This is a genomic window from Sulfitobacter pacificus (assembly GCF_030159975.1).
GTDB classification, from domain to species: domain Bacteria; phylum Pseudomonadota; class Alphaproteobacteria; order Rhodobacterales; family Rhodobacteraceae; genus Sulfitobacter; species Sulfitobacter pacificus.
In genome coordinates this window covers 624,385-641,139 of the sequence record NZ_BSNL01000001.1, presented here as the reverse complement: position 1 = coordinate 641,139, position 16,755 = coordinate 624,385, and the positions used below count along the sequence as shown (strand labels likewise).

The 16,755-nt window shown below is 58.9% G+C and carries 18 protein-coding genes; 3 read left to right on the top strand and 15 right to left on the bottom strand.

Annotation, left to right across the window (positions count from 1 at the left end):
- Window positions 1-35 precede the first annotated feature (35 nt).
- Window positions 36-707 (top strand): ligase-associated DNA damage response endonuclease PdeM, encoded by a 672-nt coding sequence (gene pdeM, locus QQL78_RS03230; RefSeq protein ID WP_284370514.1) that lies wholly within the window; start codon window positions 36-38, stop codon window positions 705-707.
- Window positions 704-1,123 carry a PaaI family thioesterase gene (locus QQL78_RS03225; RefSeq protein ID WP_284370512.1) on the top strand — a complete coding sequence of 140 codons (420 nt, stop codon included), beginning with the start codon at window positions 704-706 and terminating at the stop codon, window positions 1,121-1,123. Before pdeM ends, QQL78_RS03225 begins: the two co-directional genes overlap by 4 nt.
- 19 nt (window positions 1,124-1,142) lie before the next feature.
- Here the strand turns inward: QQL78_RS03225 and QQL78_RS03220 are convergent, their stop codons facing one another.
- A complete protein-coding gene (locus tag QQL78_RS03220; protein WP_284370510.1) occupies window positions 1,143-1,898 on the bottom strand; it encodes a LytTR family DNA-binding domain-containing protein in 756 nt (251 codons plus the stop codon).
- Window positions 1,899-1,992: 94 nt separating this feature from the next.
- Between QQL78_RS03220 and QQL78_RS03215 the strand changes: the two genes are divergently transcribed.
- Window positions 1,993-2,391, top strand: coding sequence for a DUF2306 domain-containing protein (locus QQL78_RS03215; protein WP_284370508.1), 399 nt, complete (start codon window positions 1,993-1,995; stop codon window positions 2,389-2,391).
- On the opposite strand, the gene folD is transcribed toward QQL78_RS03215, so the two are convergent.
- From folD to ruvB, 14 genes are all read right to left on the bottom strand, one after another.
- Window positions 2,380-3,282 (bottom strand): bifunctional methylenetetrahydrofolate dehydrogenase/methenyltetrahydrofolate cyclohydrolase FolD, encoded by a 903-nt coding sequence (gene folD, locus QQL78_RS03210; RefSeq protein ID WP_284370506.1) that lies wholly within the window; start codon window positions 3,280-3,282, stop codon window positions 2,380-2,382. The two genes, QQL78_RS03215 and folD, sit on opposite strands and share 12 nt — an antisense overlap.
- 83 nt (window positions 3,283-3,365) lie before the next feature.
- A complete protein-coding gene (locus QQL78_RS03205) occupies window positions 3,366-5,042 on the bottom strand; it encodes a formate--tetrahydrofolate ligase (protein ID WP_284370504.1) in 1,677 nt (558 codons plus the stop codon).
- A 145-nt stretch (window positions 5,043-5,187) separates the two neighbouring features.
- Window positions 5,188-5,769 (bottom strand): MOSC domain-containing protein, encoded by a 582-nt coding sequence (locus QQL78_RS03200; RefSeq protein WP_284370502.1) that lies wholly within the window; start codon window positions 5,767-5,769, stop codon window positions 5,188-5,190.
- Window positions 5,770-5,879: 110 nt separating this feature from the next.
- Window positions 5,880-7,802 (bottom strand): ATP-dependent zinc metalloprotease FtsH, encoded by a 1,923-nt coding sequence (gene ftsH / locus QQL78_RS03195; protein WP_284370500.1) that lies wholly within the window; start codon window positions 7,800-7,802, stop codon window positions 5,880-5,882.
- A gap of 102 nt (window positions 7,803-7,904) precedes the next feature.
- Window positions 7,905-9,161: a tRNA lysidine(34) synthetase TilS gene (gene tilS, locus QQL78_RS03190; RefSeq protein WP_284370498.1), complete on the bottom strand. Its 1,257-nt coding sequence runs from the start codon at window positions 9,159-9,161 to the stop codon at window positions 7,905-7,907.
- A gap of 3 nt (window positions 9,162-9,164) precedes the next feature.
- The gene (gene ybgF, locus QQL78_RS03185) at window positions 9,165-9,992 is read right to left on the bottom strand and encodes a tol-pal system protein YbgF (protein WP_284370496.1); all 828 of its coding nucleotides are present in this window, start codon (window positions 9,990-9,992) and stop codon (window positions 9,165-9,167) included.
- Between the two features lie 42 nt (window positions 9,993-10,034).
- Complete coding sequence (pal, locus tag QQL78_RS03180; RefSeq protein ID WP_284370494.1) at window positions 10,035-10,559, bottom strand: peptidoglycan-associated lipoprotein Pal; 525 nt, start codon at window positions 10,557-10,559, stop codon at window positions 10,035-10,037.
- A gap of 80 nt (window positions 10,560-10,639) precedes the next feature.
- Window positions 10,640-11,977 (bottom strand): Tol-Pal system beta propeller repeat protein TolB, encoded by a 1,338-nt coding sequence (tolB, locus tag QQL78_RS03175; protein WP_284370492.1) that lies wholly within the window; start codon window positions 11,975-11,977, stop codon window positions 10,640-10,642.
- A gap of 137 nt (window positions 11,978-12,114) precedes the next feature.
- Window positions 12,115-13,224, bottom strand: a complete 1,110-nt coding sequence (locus QQL78_RS03170) for an energy transducer TonB (protein ID WP_284370490.1) — start codon at window positions 13,222-13,224, stop codon at window positions 12,115-12,117.
- Window positions 13,225-13,227: 3 nt separating this feature from the next.
- A complete protein-coding gene (gene tolR, locus QQL78_RS03165) occupies window positions 13,228-13,707 on the bottom strand; it encodes a protein TolR (protein ID WP_284370488.1) in 480 nt (159 codons plus the stop codon).
- Between the two features lie 116 nt (window positions 13,708-13,823).
- Window positions 13,824-14,519, bottom strand: coding sequence for a protein TolQ (gene tolQ, locus QQL78_RS03160; RefSeq protein WP_284370485.1), 696 nt, complete (start codon window positions 14,517-14,519; stop codon window positions 13,824-13,826).
- Window positions 14,520-14,633: 114 nt separating this feature from the next.
- A complete protein-coding gene (locus QQL78_RS03155; protein WP_284370483.1) occupies window positions 14,634-15,032 on the bottom strand; it encodes a YbgC/FadM family acyl-CoA thioesterase in 399 nt (132 codons plus the stop codon).
- The gene (locus tag QQL78_RS03150; protein WP_284375424.1) at window positions 15,029-15,664 is read right to left on the bottom strand and encodes a hypothetical protein; all 636 of its coding nucleotides are present in this window, start codon (window positions 15,662-15,664) and stop codon (window positions 15,029-15,031) included. The genes QQL78_RS03155 and QQL78_RS03150 overlap by 4 nt, the downstream gene beginning before the upstream one ends.
- A gap of 33 nt (window positions 15,665-15,697) precedes the next feature.
- A complete protein-coding gene (ruvB, locus tag QQL78_RS03145) occupies window positions 15,698-16,717 on the bottom strand; it encodes a Holliday junction branch migration DNA helicase RuvB (protein WP_284370480.1) in 1,020 nt (339 codons plus the stop codon).
- Window positions 16,718-16,755 lie beyond the last annotated feature (38 nt).

The following is a 16,755-nucleotide window of genomic DNA, read 5'->3' as shown; positions in this document are numbered from 1 at the left end:
TTGCCAAGGCGGCAAAATTCAAACATGAACAAAGGATGAACGCACATGACTTTACCCTCGCAGGTGCACAGCTCAAGGCGCTGAACACAGGCGCACTATGGTGGCCTGACGCTGAGTTGCTCTGTATCAGCGACCTGCATCTGGGCAAATCGGAACGTATCGCGCGGCGTGGCGGTACAACCCTGCCCCCTTACGAAACCCGCGACACGCTGACCCGTCTGGCGGCGGATCTGGCGCTGACCCATGCGCGCAGTGTGATCTGTCTGGGCGACAGCTTTGATGATCCCGGTGCCGCCCTTGCCCTACCCGAGGAAGAAAAGCTTTGGATCGCACGTCTGCAAGCGGGCCGCCGCTGGGTCTGGATCGAGGGCAACCATGATCCCGGCCCGGTTGATCTGGGCGGCAGCCATCTGGCCGAACTGCCCCTTGCCCCGCTGACCTTCCGCCACATCGCCGAAGCCGGGGCCAGCGGGGAGGTCTCCGGGCACTATCACCCCAAGGCCAGCATCGCCTTGGGCGGACGCACGGTCACACGGCCTGCTTTTATCTATGACAGTGACCGGCTGATCCTGCCGGCCTATGGCACCTATACCGGTGGTCTGAACACCCGTGACGACGCCTTTCGCCCCCTGATGCGCCCTGAAGCCTGTGCCGTGCTGACAGGTAAAACCGCCATCGCCATCCCAATGCCAAGGACCGCCCAATGACCCCTGATGCCCGTGCCCGCCTTCACAACAGCTTTGCCGCGCAAACCATGATGCAGACCCTAGGGGCCGAACTGACCGAGGTTAAAGAGGGGCTGATCCGCATCGCCGCCCCGATTTTGCCCGGCAGCCGACAGCAACAGGGGTTTGGCCATGCCGGGCTGACCTTTTCCATTGGTGATTCCGCCGCCGGCTTTGCGGCGCTGACACTCTTGCCGCTGGATCAGGAGGTGGTCACCGCCGAAATCAAGATCAACCTCTTGGCCCCTGCGCGTGGTGATCGGTTGATTGCCACCGGACGGGTGGTGAAACCCGGCAGGCGGCTTTCTGTTGTCACCAGCGAAGTCCACGCAGAGGCAGAGGGCAAGTTGACCCTGATCGCGATTTTGCAAGGAACAATGGTACCTGTCCCGGCTTAATGGGCGGTCGGGCGAGAGTTTAGAACAGCCCTGCCTCTTGCGCAGCACCACGGTTACCGCGGCTGACCGGCACCTCTGCCCCGTCTGACAGGATTAGCAGGTCGCGCCCCTTTTCCCGCCGGTGTGCCGTGACCGCCTCCAGTGCCACCCAGTGCGAGCGATGTACCTGTAGGCCAGCGGTTTCGCCAAGCTCTTGCACCGCATCGCTCAGGCGCATCAGGATCAGCGCCGCGCCGCGATCCGTCACCACCTTAAGATAGTGATCCTGCGCTTCAATCCGCACAAGCGGGCCACGTTCCGCCAAAGGCAGGCGGCGCAGAAATAGGGTTTGTGGGTCCAGTTCCCTGCCGGGGTCTTTTGTCGTTTCGCGCCCGGCGTGGTCAAACAGCATAAAGATGCCATGCACAACGACGACCACCGCCCCGACATACCCCAAAATTTGGCCAAGCTGTGCCACATTCTGCCAGCCTTCAAACACCAGAGCATTCAGCCCCCAGATCAGCAAGCTAAGCAGCACAGCAAACAGCACCCAGAGAAACAGGCGCTGTGACGCCGATGTTGTTTTCTTTCTGCTCAGGGCTGTGCTGGCACCTACAGAGGCACCTACCACAATCGCCCAATAGGTAAATCGCGCGGCAGGGCCTAAGGCCGCAAGCGTCCCGAAAGGGCCTGCGATGACACAGATCAACGTGGCCATCCCCCAGATCGCCAGTGGGATCATCAGCCCCCGCTTTTCACGAAGCGCCAGTTGCACGACACCTATCCGCTTGCCCATTCACGCAGTTCCCTTGCCGCTCACGTAACTTGGATAGCGGTGTAACACCTTGATCTGCAATGCCCAAGCTACAGCATCTACAGGAGCTTTGCCCGTGACCCTTACCCCGCTTTTCAACGCCACACCGGTGATCCAGATCCACACAGCGCTGGCGGTCTTTGCCGTGGCGCTGACCATCGCCATCTTCACGATCCGGCGCGGAAGCCCTGCGCATCGCATTCTGGGCTGGATCTGGGTTTTGAGCATGGCGGGTGTTGCGCTGAGCAGTTTCTGGATATCCGACATCCGCCTGATCGGCCCGTTCAGTCCGATACATCTGTTGTCGGTTTTTGTTCTGGTGCAGCTCATTAGCGCCGTGCGCGCGGCCCGCAGCGGGCAGGTGCAACGCCATCGCCAAACCATGCGCGGTCTGGTGTTTGGTGCCTTGATCGGGGCCGGGGCATTTACGTTTCTCCCCGGCCGCGTGATGTATCAGATATTCCTAGGCGGTTAGGCCTTCGGGCTCTGCCAGACCGTTTGCGCGGCAACAGGCCGTGACCGTATTGGCCAGAAGACAGGCGATGGTCATCGGACCAACACCACCGGGCACCGGCGTGATCGCACCGGCGCGTTCGGCGCAGCTTTCGAAATGCACATCGCCCACCAGTTTGGTTTTGCCCTCACCCTTTTCAGGCGCGTCCAGCCGGTTGATGCCCACGTCAATGACGGTCGCGCCTTCCTTGATCCAGTCGCCGGGCACCATTTCAGGACGGCCCACCGCAGCAACAACGATATCGGCACGGCGCACCACATCGGCCAGATCCTTGGTACGGCTATGTGCAATCGTCACGGTCGCGCTGTCGTTCAACAGCAGTTGCGCCATCGGTTTGCCCACGATGTTAGAGCGGCCAATCACCACCGCATTCATGCCAGAGATGGACCCGTGGTGATCGCGCAGCATCATCAGACAGCCCAGCGGTGTGCAAGGCACCATGGATTTTTGCCCCGTGCCCAACAGACCGACGTTAGAGATATGAAAGCCGTCCACATCCTTGGCCGGCGAGATTGAATTGATAATCAGATCTTCGTTCAGATGTTTGGGCAAAGGCAGCTGCACCAGAATACCGTGGATTTCGGGATCATTGTTCAGCTGTTCGACAACAGCCAGCAGGTCCGCCTCTGAGGTATCCGCATCCAGCTTGTGTTCGACCGACTTCATCCCGACTTCGACGGTCATCTTACCCTTGGAGCGCACATAGACCTGCGAAGCAGGGTCTTCACCAACCAGCACCACTGCAAGGCCCGGTGTGATACCGTGATCATTTTTCAGACGGGCCACATGTTCACCAACCTGGCTGCGCACACGGGCGGCAAACTCTTTGCCGTCGATAGTCTTTGCTGTCATTTTTCTTCCCTTATCAATGCGCAAGGCGGGGAGAACCCCGCCCTACATCCGTTCCCTAGGGTGGGATTAATCCCGCCGCTCCGTTAGAACAAGCCTTCAACCTCGCCCGCGTCATTCAACCCGATGCTTTCGGCAGATGGTACACGGGGCAGGCCCGGCATGGTCATGATCTCACCGCAGATGGCGACAACAAAACCGGCACCAGCAGACAGGCGCACTTCACGCACCGGAATGTCAAAACCTGTAGGCGCACCGCGCTCGTTGGGATCCGTGGTAAAGCTGTATTGCGTTTTCGCCATACAGACCGGCAGATTACCATATCCCTGATCTTCCCATTCTTTCAGCTGGTTCAGGATCTTCTGATCCATCTGTGCACTGTCCGCACGGTAAATCTTGGTCGCAATGGTGTTGATCTTATCCGCCAGTGACATGTCATCAGGATAGATCGGAGCAAAGTTGCTCTCGTTCTTCTCGATGGTTTCGACCACCTTGGTAGCAAGATCGGCAGAGCCTTCCGAGCCCAACTCCCAGTGACGTGACAGAACTGCCTCGGCACCCTGAGTGGCCACGTAGTCCTTCACCGCCTGTACTTCGGCATCAGTATCGGTGACAAAATGGTTGATCGCGACGACAACAGGTACGCCGAAGGACTTCATGTTCTCGATGTGACGGCCAAGGTTGGCACAGCCGCTGTTCACGGCCTCTACATTTTCGCCGCCCAGATCGGCCTTGGCAACGCCGCCATTCATCTTCATCGCGCGCACCGTGGCCACAACCACAACCGCAGAAGGCGCAAGCCCCGCTTTGCGACATTTGATGTTCAGGAACTTTTCCGCGCCCAGATCAGCACCAAAGCCCGCTTCGGTGACAACATAATCCGCCAGTTTCAGCGCCGTTGTTGTTGCAATGACAGAGTTACAGCCATGGGCGATATTGGCGAAGGGGCCGCCATGTACAAAGGCCGGGTTGTTTTCCAGTGTCTGTACGATGTTGGGCTGCATTGCGTCTTTCAACAGCACTGTCATCGCACCATGCGCCTTGATGTCCCTTGCAAAGACCGGTGTTTTGTCGCGGCGATAGGCGACGATCATCGCGCCAAGGCGTTCCTGCAAGTCAGCAAGGTCTTTCGCCAGACATAGGATCGCCATCACTTCGGAGGCCACGGTGATGTCAAAGCCTGCTTCGCGCGGGAAGCCGTTGGCCACACCGCCCAGCGACGCAGTGATCTGGCGCAGGGCACGGTCGTTCATGTCAACCACACGACGCCAGACAACGCGGCGGGTGTCGATCTCAAGGGCATTGCCCCAATAGATGTGGTTGTCGATCATCGCGGACAGCAGGGAATGCGCCGAGGTGATCGCGTGGAAGTCGCCGGTGAAATGCAGGTTCATTTCTTCCATCGGCACGATCTGCGCATAGCCACCACCGGCGGCCCCGCCCTTCATGCCGAAGTTTGGCCCAAGCGATGCTTCGCGGATACAGACGGCGGCCTTCTTGCCGATGCGGTTCAACCCGTCACCCAAGCCAACGGTCGTGGTTGTTTTACCTTCGCCCGCAGGGGTCGGGTTGATCGCGGTGACAAGGATCAGCTTGCCATTCTCATTGCCTTGTACGGAGTTGATAAACGACTGGCTGACCTTCGCCTTGTCGTGGCCGTAGGGCAGCAGGTCGTCGCTGCTGATGCCCAGCTTTGCGCCAATCTCTTGGATCGGGCGTTTGCTCGCCTCGCGTGCGATCTGGATGTCGGTTTTGTAAGCCATCTGAGAATCCCCTCCTGCCCTAAGGCGTTGTTCTTTTGCCTGTCATACAGCGCTGCCCCCCTGAAGTGAGGTCGCATTTCCGACATTTCCATCACCCGACGCGTCAGAGTGCCGCAGAAGCGTTTCGTTTCGGAAACCGCTTCCCCTAGATGTGCTTCCAGGCGCGTTGCCCTGGGATGTGCAGCCGCAGAGTGTCGCCAACCCTCAGCAGCCCCTCGCGCTCCACCCAACCACAGACCCCGCGTCGGTTTTTGGCCGCAGCTTTGAACCCCTTACCATGCCCCGGTGTTTCCTTCTCAATTTCGCGGGCAGGAAAGTTGCAGGGACCGTTCTGCATATCCACAACAATCGTGGCACCATTGGTGGCCTGAAGCCGTGAATTGGGCGGGACGTGGGTAAAGTCGTCAATCCCTTCCACAACGATCGACGCGCCCAGCAATACCGGGTCCAGCGTTTCAACCCCGATTACCGCTGCAATCGCGGCAAGTTCTTCTGCCGAGACAATGGAGAACTGCCGCACATTGCGGATTTCTGTCCCCTCTGGATGTTGGGATTTGACCCGTACACAGGACAGGCGCGTCAGACCGGCGTGATAGGCTCCCTCAAAACCGGCATAGCTGGCAAAGGCTTCCTTAATCGCTTCTGATCTGATGTTGGGGCGGTCCTGCGGGACCTTGCCCATCCAGACAATTTTGGCGTGATGATCGGTAGGGACCAGTTCGGGCATCGGGTATCTCCTTTGGCTGGGGCCAACATGATCAGAGCGCGCACAAAAGAAAAGGCCCTGCGGGTGCAGGGCCTTATGATTTTTTGTGACCGTTTGACCACTGATCGCGATCAGGTAGAGGGTTCCGGCTCAAGTCCGCCATCAGCGGGCGGGGTCTTTTTGGCCTTGCCCTTTGCCTTGGGGATCGCTGTCAGGCTTGGCGTGTCACCCTTGTCACCATCATCGTCATCATTTTCGGCAACCGGCGGCAGCCCGTCCATGACGCGCTGGATTTCGCCCCCCGTCAGTGTCTCATACTCCAACAGACCCTGCGCCAGACGCTCGAACTTCTCTTCGTTTTCCTTGATCAGCTTGGCCGCCCATTCATAGCCATCCTGAATGAACTTCTGCACTTCTTTCTCCACCAGCTCTTTGGTGCTGGCCGAGACAGAAAAACCACCGGTGCTGCCCTGATAACCTTGGGCCGCTTCGGAATAGTCGATGTTGCCGACCTTGTCGGACATGCCCCATTGCAGCACCATGGCGCGCGCCAGTGCCGAGGCTTGCTGGATATCGCCCGCCGGACCGTTGGACACAGCGTCTTCGCCGTATTTATGGATTTCCGCCGCCTTGCCCGCCATGGTCATGGCCAGCCGCTGGTGGCATTCGTCCTTGAACATGTTCAGACGGTCCATTTCAGGCAGACTCATCACCATGCCCAACGCGCCACCGCGCGGGATGATCGTGGCCTTATAGACCGGATCACATTTCGGCAGCAGCATCCCGATCAGGGCGTGCCCCGCCTCGTGATAGGCGGTCATTTCCTTTTGTGCGGCGGTCATCACCATAGAGCGGCGTTCAGCCCCCATCATGATCTTGTCCTTGGCGGATTCAAAATCAATCATCGTGACAAAGCGACGGCCCAGACGGGCGGCACCAAGCGCGGCCTCGTTCACAAGGTTCGCCAGATCGGCACCGGAGAAACCCGGCGTACCACGAGCAATGATGCGCAGATCAACATCGGGACCAAGCGGCGTTTTGCGGGCGTGCACGCCAAGAATTTTCTCGCGGCCTTTGATGTCAGGGTTGCCAACGGTGACCTGGCGGTCAAAACGACCGGGCCGCAACAGCGCCGGGTCCAGCACGTCCTTACGGTTGGTGGCTGCGATGATGATCACACCTTCGTTCGCCTCAAAACCGTCCATCTCGACCAGCAGCTGGTTTAGCGTCTGTTCGCGCTCGTCATTGCCGCCGCCATATCCGGCACCACGCGAACGACCCACGGCGTCGATTTCGTCGATGAACACAATACAGGGGGCGTTCTTCTTGGCCTGTTCGAACATGTCGCGCACACGGGAGGCACCGACACCGACAAACATTTCAACAAAATCAGAACCCGAAATGGTGAAGAATGGCACACCCGCCTCCCCCGCGATGGCGCGAGCCAACAGGGTTTTACCCGTGCCGGGAGGGCCCTCAAGCAGCGCACCCTTGGGGATCTTCCCGCCAAGACGGCTGAATTTTTGCGGGTTGCGCAGGAATTCGACGATTTCTTCAAGCTCTTCCTTTGCTTCATCAATCCCGGCGACATCATCAAAGGTCACGCGCCCATGTTTCTCGGTCAGCATCTTGGCCTTGGATTTGCCAAAGCCCATGGCCCCACCTTTGCCGCCGCCCTGCATCCGGTTCATAAAGAAAATCCAGACCCCGATCAGCAGAACAATCGGCAAAAGCGACATCAGAAACGTCTGAAAGCCCGACTGCTGCTGCGGACGCGCCTGAACCGGGACGTTGTTTTCGATCAACAGCGTGGTCACTTCTGCATCGGCAGGTTTGATCACCACATAGTCGGATCCATCGGTCTTGCGAAAGCGCACTTGCTCTCCGTCCAGCGTCGCGTTGCGGATTTCACCGCCCTCTACCGCGCTGACAAATTCGGAATAGCTGACTTCATTGCTTTGCAGATTGCCATTCGACCCGCTGAAAAGATTGAACAGCGCCAAGACGAGCAGCATCAACACCACCCAAAACGCAAGATTGCGAACATTTCCCAAGGGAATTCTCCTAAATGCTTTTGGCCCGCATCATGTTGCGGGCCGTTTGGCGCACATGCTGTGCGCTGCTTGCCCTATAAGATAGACTGGATACAGTCAGGTTCAATGCGATAATAGCGTTGCGAAAAAGGTATCTGGCTCTTCATGCAGTTTCGCTTGCCAATTTTGTGCAAATCCGGCCAGTGGTGCCGCAACCAGACGATCCCCCTGCCACACGCCCGGCGTCGATTTCAAAACCACGTGAGGACGTCCTGAAGCGCGCCAGCCCGCGCATTGTTCAAGCCCCTCAAGCCCAAGCGCACGGATGCGCAGATCGCTCGCTTCGGGTAGTGCCTCATCATTGCTCAACTGCCAGCGGCCGTCCCATAGCTCGTTAATGGCGACCTCGGTATCACGTACAGCATTATATTCCCGAAACACCCAGATCCGCGTTGCGATACGCCTGATGTGGCAGCCGTTCAGCGTGGTCGCCTGCCCTTTGGAAAGCGCGGTCATCACATTGGAAAGCGCCGCCCGGCGGGGCGCATAATATCCGCGACTGACCCAGTTGATCGCACGGATCAACAGCCGCCTCTGCACCTCATCTGGTTCCAGATTAAAGCCGGACTCCTCAATCAATACCGCCCCAGCGTCCAGGGAAACAAACTGCTTGGATACCAGAAAACTATGCCAATCCAGCGCCTTACGCGCCGCCGTCATGTTTGCAGCAACTTCGCCCAACGCATCAGCATCAATGCCCAATGGTGCCAAAAGCTCCAGCGCGTTTCGGGCCTTGATCCGGTCATATTGGGCATCATCATTACTGGGATCATCAATCCAGCCAATGCCACGGCCACTCAAATAACTGCGCAGCACTTTGCGGCGGGCTTGCAGCAGCGGGCGGACCCATGTGACCCCTTCGCGCAGCGAGCGCCGGCTGATCGCCGACAAGCCGTCCACCCCCGAACGGCGGGCCAGCCGCATCAATACTGTCTCGGCCTGATCATCCGCAGTATGGCCGGTGGCGATGGTATCAATTCCATAGCCCTGCGCCCAGAGGGCCATCTTGTGATACCGCGCATGTCGCGCCACACCCTGCAGGTTGCCTTCGCCGCGCCAGCCATTCCAGACAAGGGTGTCATGTGGCACGTCAATCTCCGCACAGACCCGTGCGACATGTCTTGCCTCTGCGGCTGATTCCGCGCGCAGGCGGTGATCCACAGTGACAGCATGCAGTCGGATTTGCCGCATTGTGCAAAATTCATGCAATAGATGCAGCAGCGCCATTGAATCACTGCCGCCCGATACCGCAACGCCCATCGCCTTTGGGGGATGCGGCAGAAACGCCTCTGCCAGACAAAGGGGCAGTGTTTCGGGCATGGCTTATCCGCAGCCGATGTTCGTGCGCTGATCCTGAGCTTTTGCAACAGCAGCGCTGTCGGGGAATCTGATCGCCACCTCCCCCAAAGTGACACAGGCCTCCTGAGTTTGTCCCAATGCACCCAGGGTACGGCCCAGTTCAAACAGGGCCTGTGGTGCCATCGGTCCTTGCGGATCCGAGCTGAAGCTCGCCAGATAGGATCGCGCCGCTTCGCGGGTATCCCCCAGCTTGTCCAATGCATCGCCCCGGCGCAAATCGGCCTCGGCGGCTAGCGGACCACCCGGATAGGTCTGATTGAAGGTCTCAAAGAAGTCTGCGGCGGCGCGAAAGTCACCGGATGCGAGCGCCTCCTGCGCCCGCTTGAAGTCCGCCTCTTCCCCAACTGCCAAAGAGGCAGATTGGGTTGGCGTGGAAGGTGCGGTCAAAGGCGCGGCGGTGGCGGTTTGCCCCTCACCACCAAGGGTCGTGGTCTGCCCAAGCGCGGAAATATCGCCGCCTTCAAGCTCAACCAAGCGGAACTCCAGATCCCCGATGCGCGCGGTCCCATCCGCAACGATCCGGTTGATCCGGTTTTCCAGCTCTTCGGTCTTGGCGGTCAGCCGTTGCAGTTCGCTTTCCATGGTGCCGACACGTTCCAGCACGGAGTTGCCAGCCGTATTCACCCCGCCGCTGCCGGAGGTCGACAGTTCGCGGCGCAGCTTTTGAACCTCGGTATAGAGGATCGTCAGCTCCTGACGGACATCCGCCAGGGTCTGATCATCCTGCGCCGCAAGCATCACCGGGGAAAACATCATCCCCAGAACCAGCGTCGCCGTAAAATGCAGTTTCATCGCTTGATCATCCTTCGATTGATCTCCCTCACCGTGATCGGTTTAGCTGCTCAGCCCGCCGGCAAGCACCGTCACCGCACGGCGGTTCTTCGCATAACATGCTTCATTCGAGCAGATTTCAATCGGGCGTTCCTTGCCATAGCTGACAACCCGCAACCGCGAGGATGGCACCCCCTTGGACAGCAGGTATTCCTGTGCAGCATTGGCGCGGCGTGCCCCCAGCGCAAGGTTATATTCCCGCGTGCCCTGTTCGTCGGCATGTCCTTCGATCACGGCCTGATAGTCGCTGTTGGTCAGCAACCAATTGGCCTGACCGTCCAGTGTCGCCCGACCCGTGGCGGTCAAAGAGGACTGGTCAATCTCGAACAACACACGGTCGCCAACAGATTGCTGGAAGAATGCGGTGGAGGTTGGGTCATTTGCACTGCCCGGAATGATGCCGCCGTTTGCACCGGCACCAACAGTTGCCCCACCCCCGGCACCATCTGCGCCAAAACGGTCGGGGTTGGTGCAGGCACCGACGGCAAGGGCTGCGATCAGCAGGCCGCTGGTCAGAAGTTTTTTCATGGTATCTCTGCCTCGTATTTTATGAATTTTGCGTAGCATATTTTCAACGATGAGGGAATTCCCTCGTTCTGCGGACCGATCTATTTCTGCAAGGGCGACCATGAAGGGTCCGACCCGCCAGAGGGTGTGCTGACAGGGCGCAGGTTGCGACCCGAAATATCAACGGAATAGAGCGTAGATGACCCGCCTGCCCCCTGGGTTTCGCGGGAGAACATGATCACGCGGCCATTGGGTGCCCATGTTGGACCCTCATCCAGAAACGATGCCGTCAACAGCCGTTCCTGCGAGCCATCAAGCCGCATCACACCAATGTGGAAACGCCCTTTGTTCTGTTTGGTAAAGGCCACCAGATCACCACGCGGTGACCAGACCGGCGTGCCATAACGCCCTTCTCCAAAGGAGATACGCTGTGCCTCGCCCCCTGTTGCGGGCATCACATAGAGTTGTTGGCTGCCAGAGCGGTCACTTTCAAACACGATCCGGCTGCCGTCTGGCGAATAGCTGGGCGCGGTTTCGATTGCAGGTGTATTGGTCAGGCGCTGGGACTGGCCAGAGGCGATATCCATTGTATAAATGTCAGTATTTCCACCCTGCGTCAGGGAATAGACCACTGTCTGTCCAGAGGGTGAGAACCGGGGCGCAAAGCTCATCGTGCCATCGGCACTTTCCAGAACCCGGCGCGACACCGATCCGATGTCCAACACATAGATACGCGGAAATCCGCTTTCGTAGCTGGTGTAAAGCACCCGATCACCGGAAGGCGAGAAGCGCGGAGCCAGAACAATCGAGCCAGAATCGGTCAGATACTGCACATTGGCCCCGTCATAATCCATGATCGCCAACCGCTTCTTGCGGTCATCCTTAGGGCCGGTTTCCGAGACATAGACAACCCGGCTGTCGAAATACGGGCCATCGCCGGTGATCCGCGCATAGACGGCATCCGACACTTTATGCGCCATCCGCCGCCAGCCATCGACAGTGCCGGAAAACTGCAAACCACTGCCCAGTTCCGCGCCGGAGAACACATCGTAAAGGCGGAATTTCACGTTCAGCGTATTGCCCTGCACATTCACCGCACCAGTGACCAGCGCCTGCGCATTGATCGCTTTCCAATCGGCAAATTTCACCGAGGCGTTAAAATCGCTGATGGTAGAGATATAGGCAGATGCCGGGATCTCGCGAAACAACCCCGTGCCGGTCAGATCCGCAGCAACAACGCGCGCCAGGTCGGCTGCCATCTGCCCGGCCTCCGCGCTTTCCGCTTGAAAGGCAGGTACGGCAACCGGCAGCGGTTCGATAATGGCTTCGTCAATGATGATGCGCAGGGGTTCTTGCGCCTGTACAGGTGGCGAAAACACTGTGACCCCTGCAAGGGTCACGCCCAATGCTGCCGAAATGCTCAAAAACAAGTGCTTCATTGGATGTGCATCCTTTCTGGAATGGTTCTGGCCTTTGGCAAACAACCTGCCACAACTGTGTCGGTTCCCGAAGCGGGCGCAAAGGGGAAAACTTTGCACTTTGGCCCCTGCGGCTACGGAGAGGTACTGTCGCATGATCAAAATCCCATCTTGCTGGGGTCAAAGGTCATTTCGATGTTTTGCCATTGGCTGAATTTATCCGCCGGGAGGTCATAGCCCCGTGATCCACAAAGGATAATCGCGCGCCGCGCGCTGTCATAAACCCGCCGCGCAGAGCTGTCCGAACCGCCGGAGGCGCTGATCATGCGAATGCTGTCGTTCACCGGTGTGGCGTCGCGGTTCATTTTTACCCCGATGATCACAATCGTGCCCAGGGCTTCGGTGGAGAGCGATCCGATGTTCCAGCATTTGGCGATCTGTGCACGCAGGGCATCCTTTTCGCCCGCAGACAGGGGCGGCCCGCTGGGTGCTGCCACAGCTTCCTGCGCGGCTGCCAAAGCGGCCAGCACATCGTCGTTGTTCACGGACCCGCTGTCCGCAGGCGGTGTTTCCGGCGCGGGTCTGGGTGTTTCTACCGCAGGTGCTTCTGCCACCTGACGCGCTGGCGCTGCGGGGCGTCGCCCCGGTGGCCGGTTGGAGGATGCTGGCGCATTGGTGGCTTCGGTCACGATCTCGGCCACGGCTTCTTCCGGTGCCGTTGCTTCCTGAGCTTCCTGTTCAGGCGCTTCCCCGGCCGCATCCGGTGCCACGGCTTCGCGGGTCTCTGGGTCGGGTTGTGCCTCCGGTTCGGGCTGTGCCACGGGTTCCGGTGCCACACGCTCCACCGGGCGTGGTGCCGCTTCAGGCGCGGTTTCGGGAGTCAACACGGCGATATCCCCGACAGGCTCTGTCAAATCCTGCGGCGTTTCTTCTACCGGCGTTTCCGGCGGCAGTTCGACAACTTCCGGCGGCGTATCATCGGGAGGCGTATCAACCTGCACCGGGGCGGGTTGTTCAATTGCCGCATCCGGCGCACTACTGACGTCGGGCGCATCGGTGCTGGTGTCCGGCGCGGCAGGTTGTGCCACTTCCGTTGTTGATTGCGGCGCTTGCTGCGCAGCAATCATTGCATCAAAATCAGCACCGGAAATTACGGAAACTTCGGTCATCTCGAAAGGCTCGGGCTTGTCCGCAAACAGCCCGCCCAAAAGCAACCAGGCAATCAACCCCAGATGCCCCGCCCCCGAAATATATTGACCGGTATGCACGGATCAATTCCCCGACGGATCGCTGCCGTCCAGCGCCGGTCCGCCGATATCAGTCACCAGACCGATGTTGGAAAAGCCGCCCGCATTCAACGCGCCCATCACTTCCATCACCGCCGCATAGGGCACCGCCCCATCAGCCCGCAAAAACACCCGGTCGCTTGCCCGTTCTGCCGCAATGCCACGCAGCCGGGTGATCAACTGGCCACGTTCCACAGATGTGGTCTGGATCTGTATGTCACCCTCTGCCGTTACCGTAACGGTCAGCGGCTCTTCCTGCTCTGTTGGCAAGGCACCCGCCGCCGATTTCGGCAACTCCACCGGCACGCCCACAGTGAGCAAGGGGGCGGCAACCATGAAAATGATCAGCAGCACCAACATCACATCCACAAAGGGTGTCACGTTGATTTCGGCCATCGGCTGCGCACGGCCCCTGCGCCGCCCGCGCCCGCCGCCGCCCTGTTTTTTGATCGTTCCAGCGCCCATCTAGATTGTGTTCCGCTTCATAAGAAATTCTTTGACCACATCATGCCCCGAGGCAGCGCTCTGCTTGCAAGCGCGTTTGGGGCCGGTTGTGGCCTCTGTATTGCGGGACACAGTCATCAGGAGTCCAACTGGCGGCTGAGAATGGTGGCAAACTCATCGGCAAAAGCTTCGTGATTGCCGATGATCCGCTCACTGTCCGCGTTCAGCTTGTTGTAGAAAATTACCGCCGGGATCGCTGCCAGCAGACCCAAGCCTGTTGCAAGCAGCGCCTCGGCGATGCCGGGGGCCACAATCGCGAGGTTGGTGTTCTGTTGCTCTGCAATCTCGATAAAGGCGTTCATGATACCGATCACGGTCCCGAACAAACCGATAAAGGGTGCCGACGACCCGACAGTCGCCAAGACCGTCAGGCCCTTTTGCAACCGGTCCGCTTCTTTGGCAATTGCCACATCCATGCTGCGGTCAATCCGTGCAGTGGCACCGGGGATCAACCCGCCATCCTCGCGATGCGAACGACGCCATTCCGTCATCCCCGCAGCAAATACCTTTTCCGAAGCCCCATCAGGGTCCGGCCCGATCTGTTCGTAAAGCCCGTCAAGCGGCTCGCCCGACCAGAACGCATGATCGAAGGCCTCATTGCCCGAACGCGCCTTACGGTACTGGATGGTTTTCTGAATGATGATTGACCAGGACCAAAAGGACGCGAGGATCAACATGACCATCACAAGTTTAACCGTAAAGGTCGCCCGCGCGAACAACCCCCACATGGAGAAATCAATCTCCTGCGCCAATGCCAGCGTCTCTGCTTCCATGATACCTGCTCTTCTTATACACCGCTTGCGCAGCTACTGCCTCAAGGCCCCATTTTCGAGGCTCATTTGTGCAGAAACTAACGAAGTACAAGAGCGAAAGCCAGAAGAATGGCTTTATTCCGCTGGTGGCGGCAATACTGAGCGGAGTTTTGCTGGCAATCGGGTGGGTTTTCCCGCTGTGGTCATGCAAACGGCGGTCACTTTGGCGCGAAAAATGACCTCTTCACCGCGCAGCACGTCCTGATCAAACATCCAGCGCACCGCGCCTTTGGCATGATGTGTCGTGCGCACTTCCAGACGGTCCCCGAACCGCGCCGATCCAAGGTAATCCGCTTCGACCCGCGTGATGACAAAAACAATGTCTTCCTCGCGCATGGCCCGCTGATCAACGCCCAGCTGCTCAACAATGTCAGAGCGGGCGCGTTCAATATACTTCAGATAATTGGCGTAATAGACGATACCGGCCATATCGGTATCCTCATAGAAAATTCGGACCGGAAAGGAATGGCTCATTGGGGCCGCTCCATTGAGGCCTGCACCCTTGCCGACAATCGCAAGGCATGGCTGGCGTCCTGCGCCACCACCGGCAACACCGGATCATATGCAGCGCACAACAGGGCCGCGATATCGGGACGTAGCACCGTTGCCTGTTCTGCCACCATCAAGGGGGAGCGGTCCTGAAAAGCGCAGTCCGACCACAGAAGCATTGATTGCACAATCTGGCTCAGCGCCAATGTCTGCGCCGGCACATCGCTTAAATGCTGATCCATCCGCAAAAACACAAAACAGGCCTTGATCGCCCCACGCTCATCAAAGCGGAAGAACCGGTATTGATTTGCATCCACACCTTCAAGCCGTGCCACCAAAGGGGCCAGATCCGGCACCAGCCGGTCCATCCCCGGCACCTCCAGCAATTCAGCCCAATCATTGAAAAAGAACATCATCAGGTTTGACCCCAATTCCGCATCCATTTCGCCCATCTCATGCCCGGCCAGTTCACAGACCGCCGCAATCGCGCCTTTCACAACGCCAAGTGTCGCATCATCCACACCAAACACCACTGGACAGATCGGCCGCCCCCAACGTGCAAAAGCAAAACTGCCCTCAGAGCGGGTGAACAGCCCTTCAATCTGCGCAACTTCCATCTTCATCTTGCCCTTAAACTCATATCCGTCAGATCAGCCAAACAAATCGCTCTGCGACTTGGGCGGCGTCATTCCCAAATGCGTCCATGCCTTTTGCGCCAACATCCGCCCGCGCGGGGTGCGCTGGATCAACCCTTGCTGCAACAGGAAAGGCTCGATCACCTCCTCCAAGGCATCGCGGCTCTCGCTCAGGGCTGCCGACATGGTTTCAATCCCCACCGGGCCGCCCTGATAATTTTCGGCAATCAGTCGCAGGTAACGCCGGTCTGCGCCATCAAGACCCAGATGATCGACGCCAAGCCGGGTCAGCGCCATATCGGCCAGATCGCGGGTCACACGCCCGTCACCTTCCACAACCGCAAAGTCCACCACCCGGCGCAGCAACCGCCCGGCGATCCTTGGCGTGCCCCTTGCACGTTTGGCGATCTCGCGCGCGCCGCCTTCATCTGCCGGTGCGCCCAGTTTGCGCGCATTGCGGTCCACGATGATGAACAACTCGTCCTCGGTATAGAACTGCAATCTCGTGGGGATGCCGAAGCGGTCACGCAGCGGGGTGGTCAACAACCCCATGCGGGTGGTGGCCCCAACCAAGGTGAAAGGCTGCAATTCAATACGCACGGTACGCGCCGCAGGCCCTTCGCCAATCACCAGATCCAATTCAAAATCTTCCAATGCGGGATACAGCACCTCTTCAACCGCCGGGTTCAGCCGGTGAATCTCGTCGATGAACAACACGTCACGCGCTTCCAGATTTGTCAGGATCGCGGCCAGGTCACCCGCCTTGGCCAGCACAGGGCCCGACGTCATGCGAAACCCGACCCCCAATTCACGCGACATGATCTGCGCCAAGGTTGTTTTACCCAAACCGGGGGGGCCATGGAACAGGGTGTGGTCCATCGCCTCGCCGCGCTGCTTAGCGGATTGGATAAAGACCGCCAGATTCGAGCGTGCCTCTGCCTGCCCGACAAATTCGGACAGCAGCTGCGGGCGCAAGGCGCGGTCGACATCTTCCGGCATCGGCTCTGGCCGCACAGTGGGGTCAATTTCGGTCACAACATACCTTTACGCGAAGAAAACCCGTCAGGGCTTGA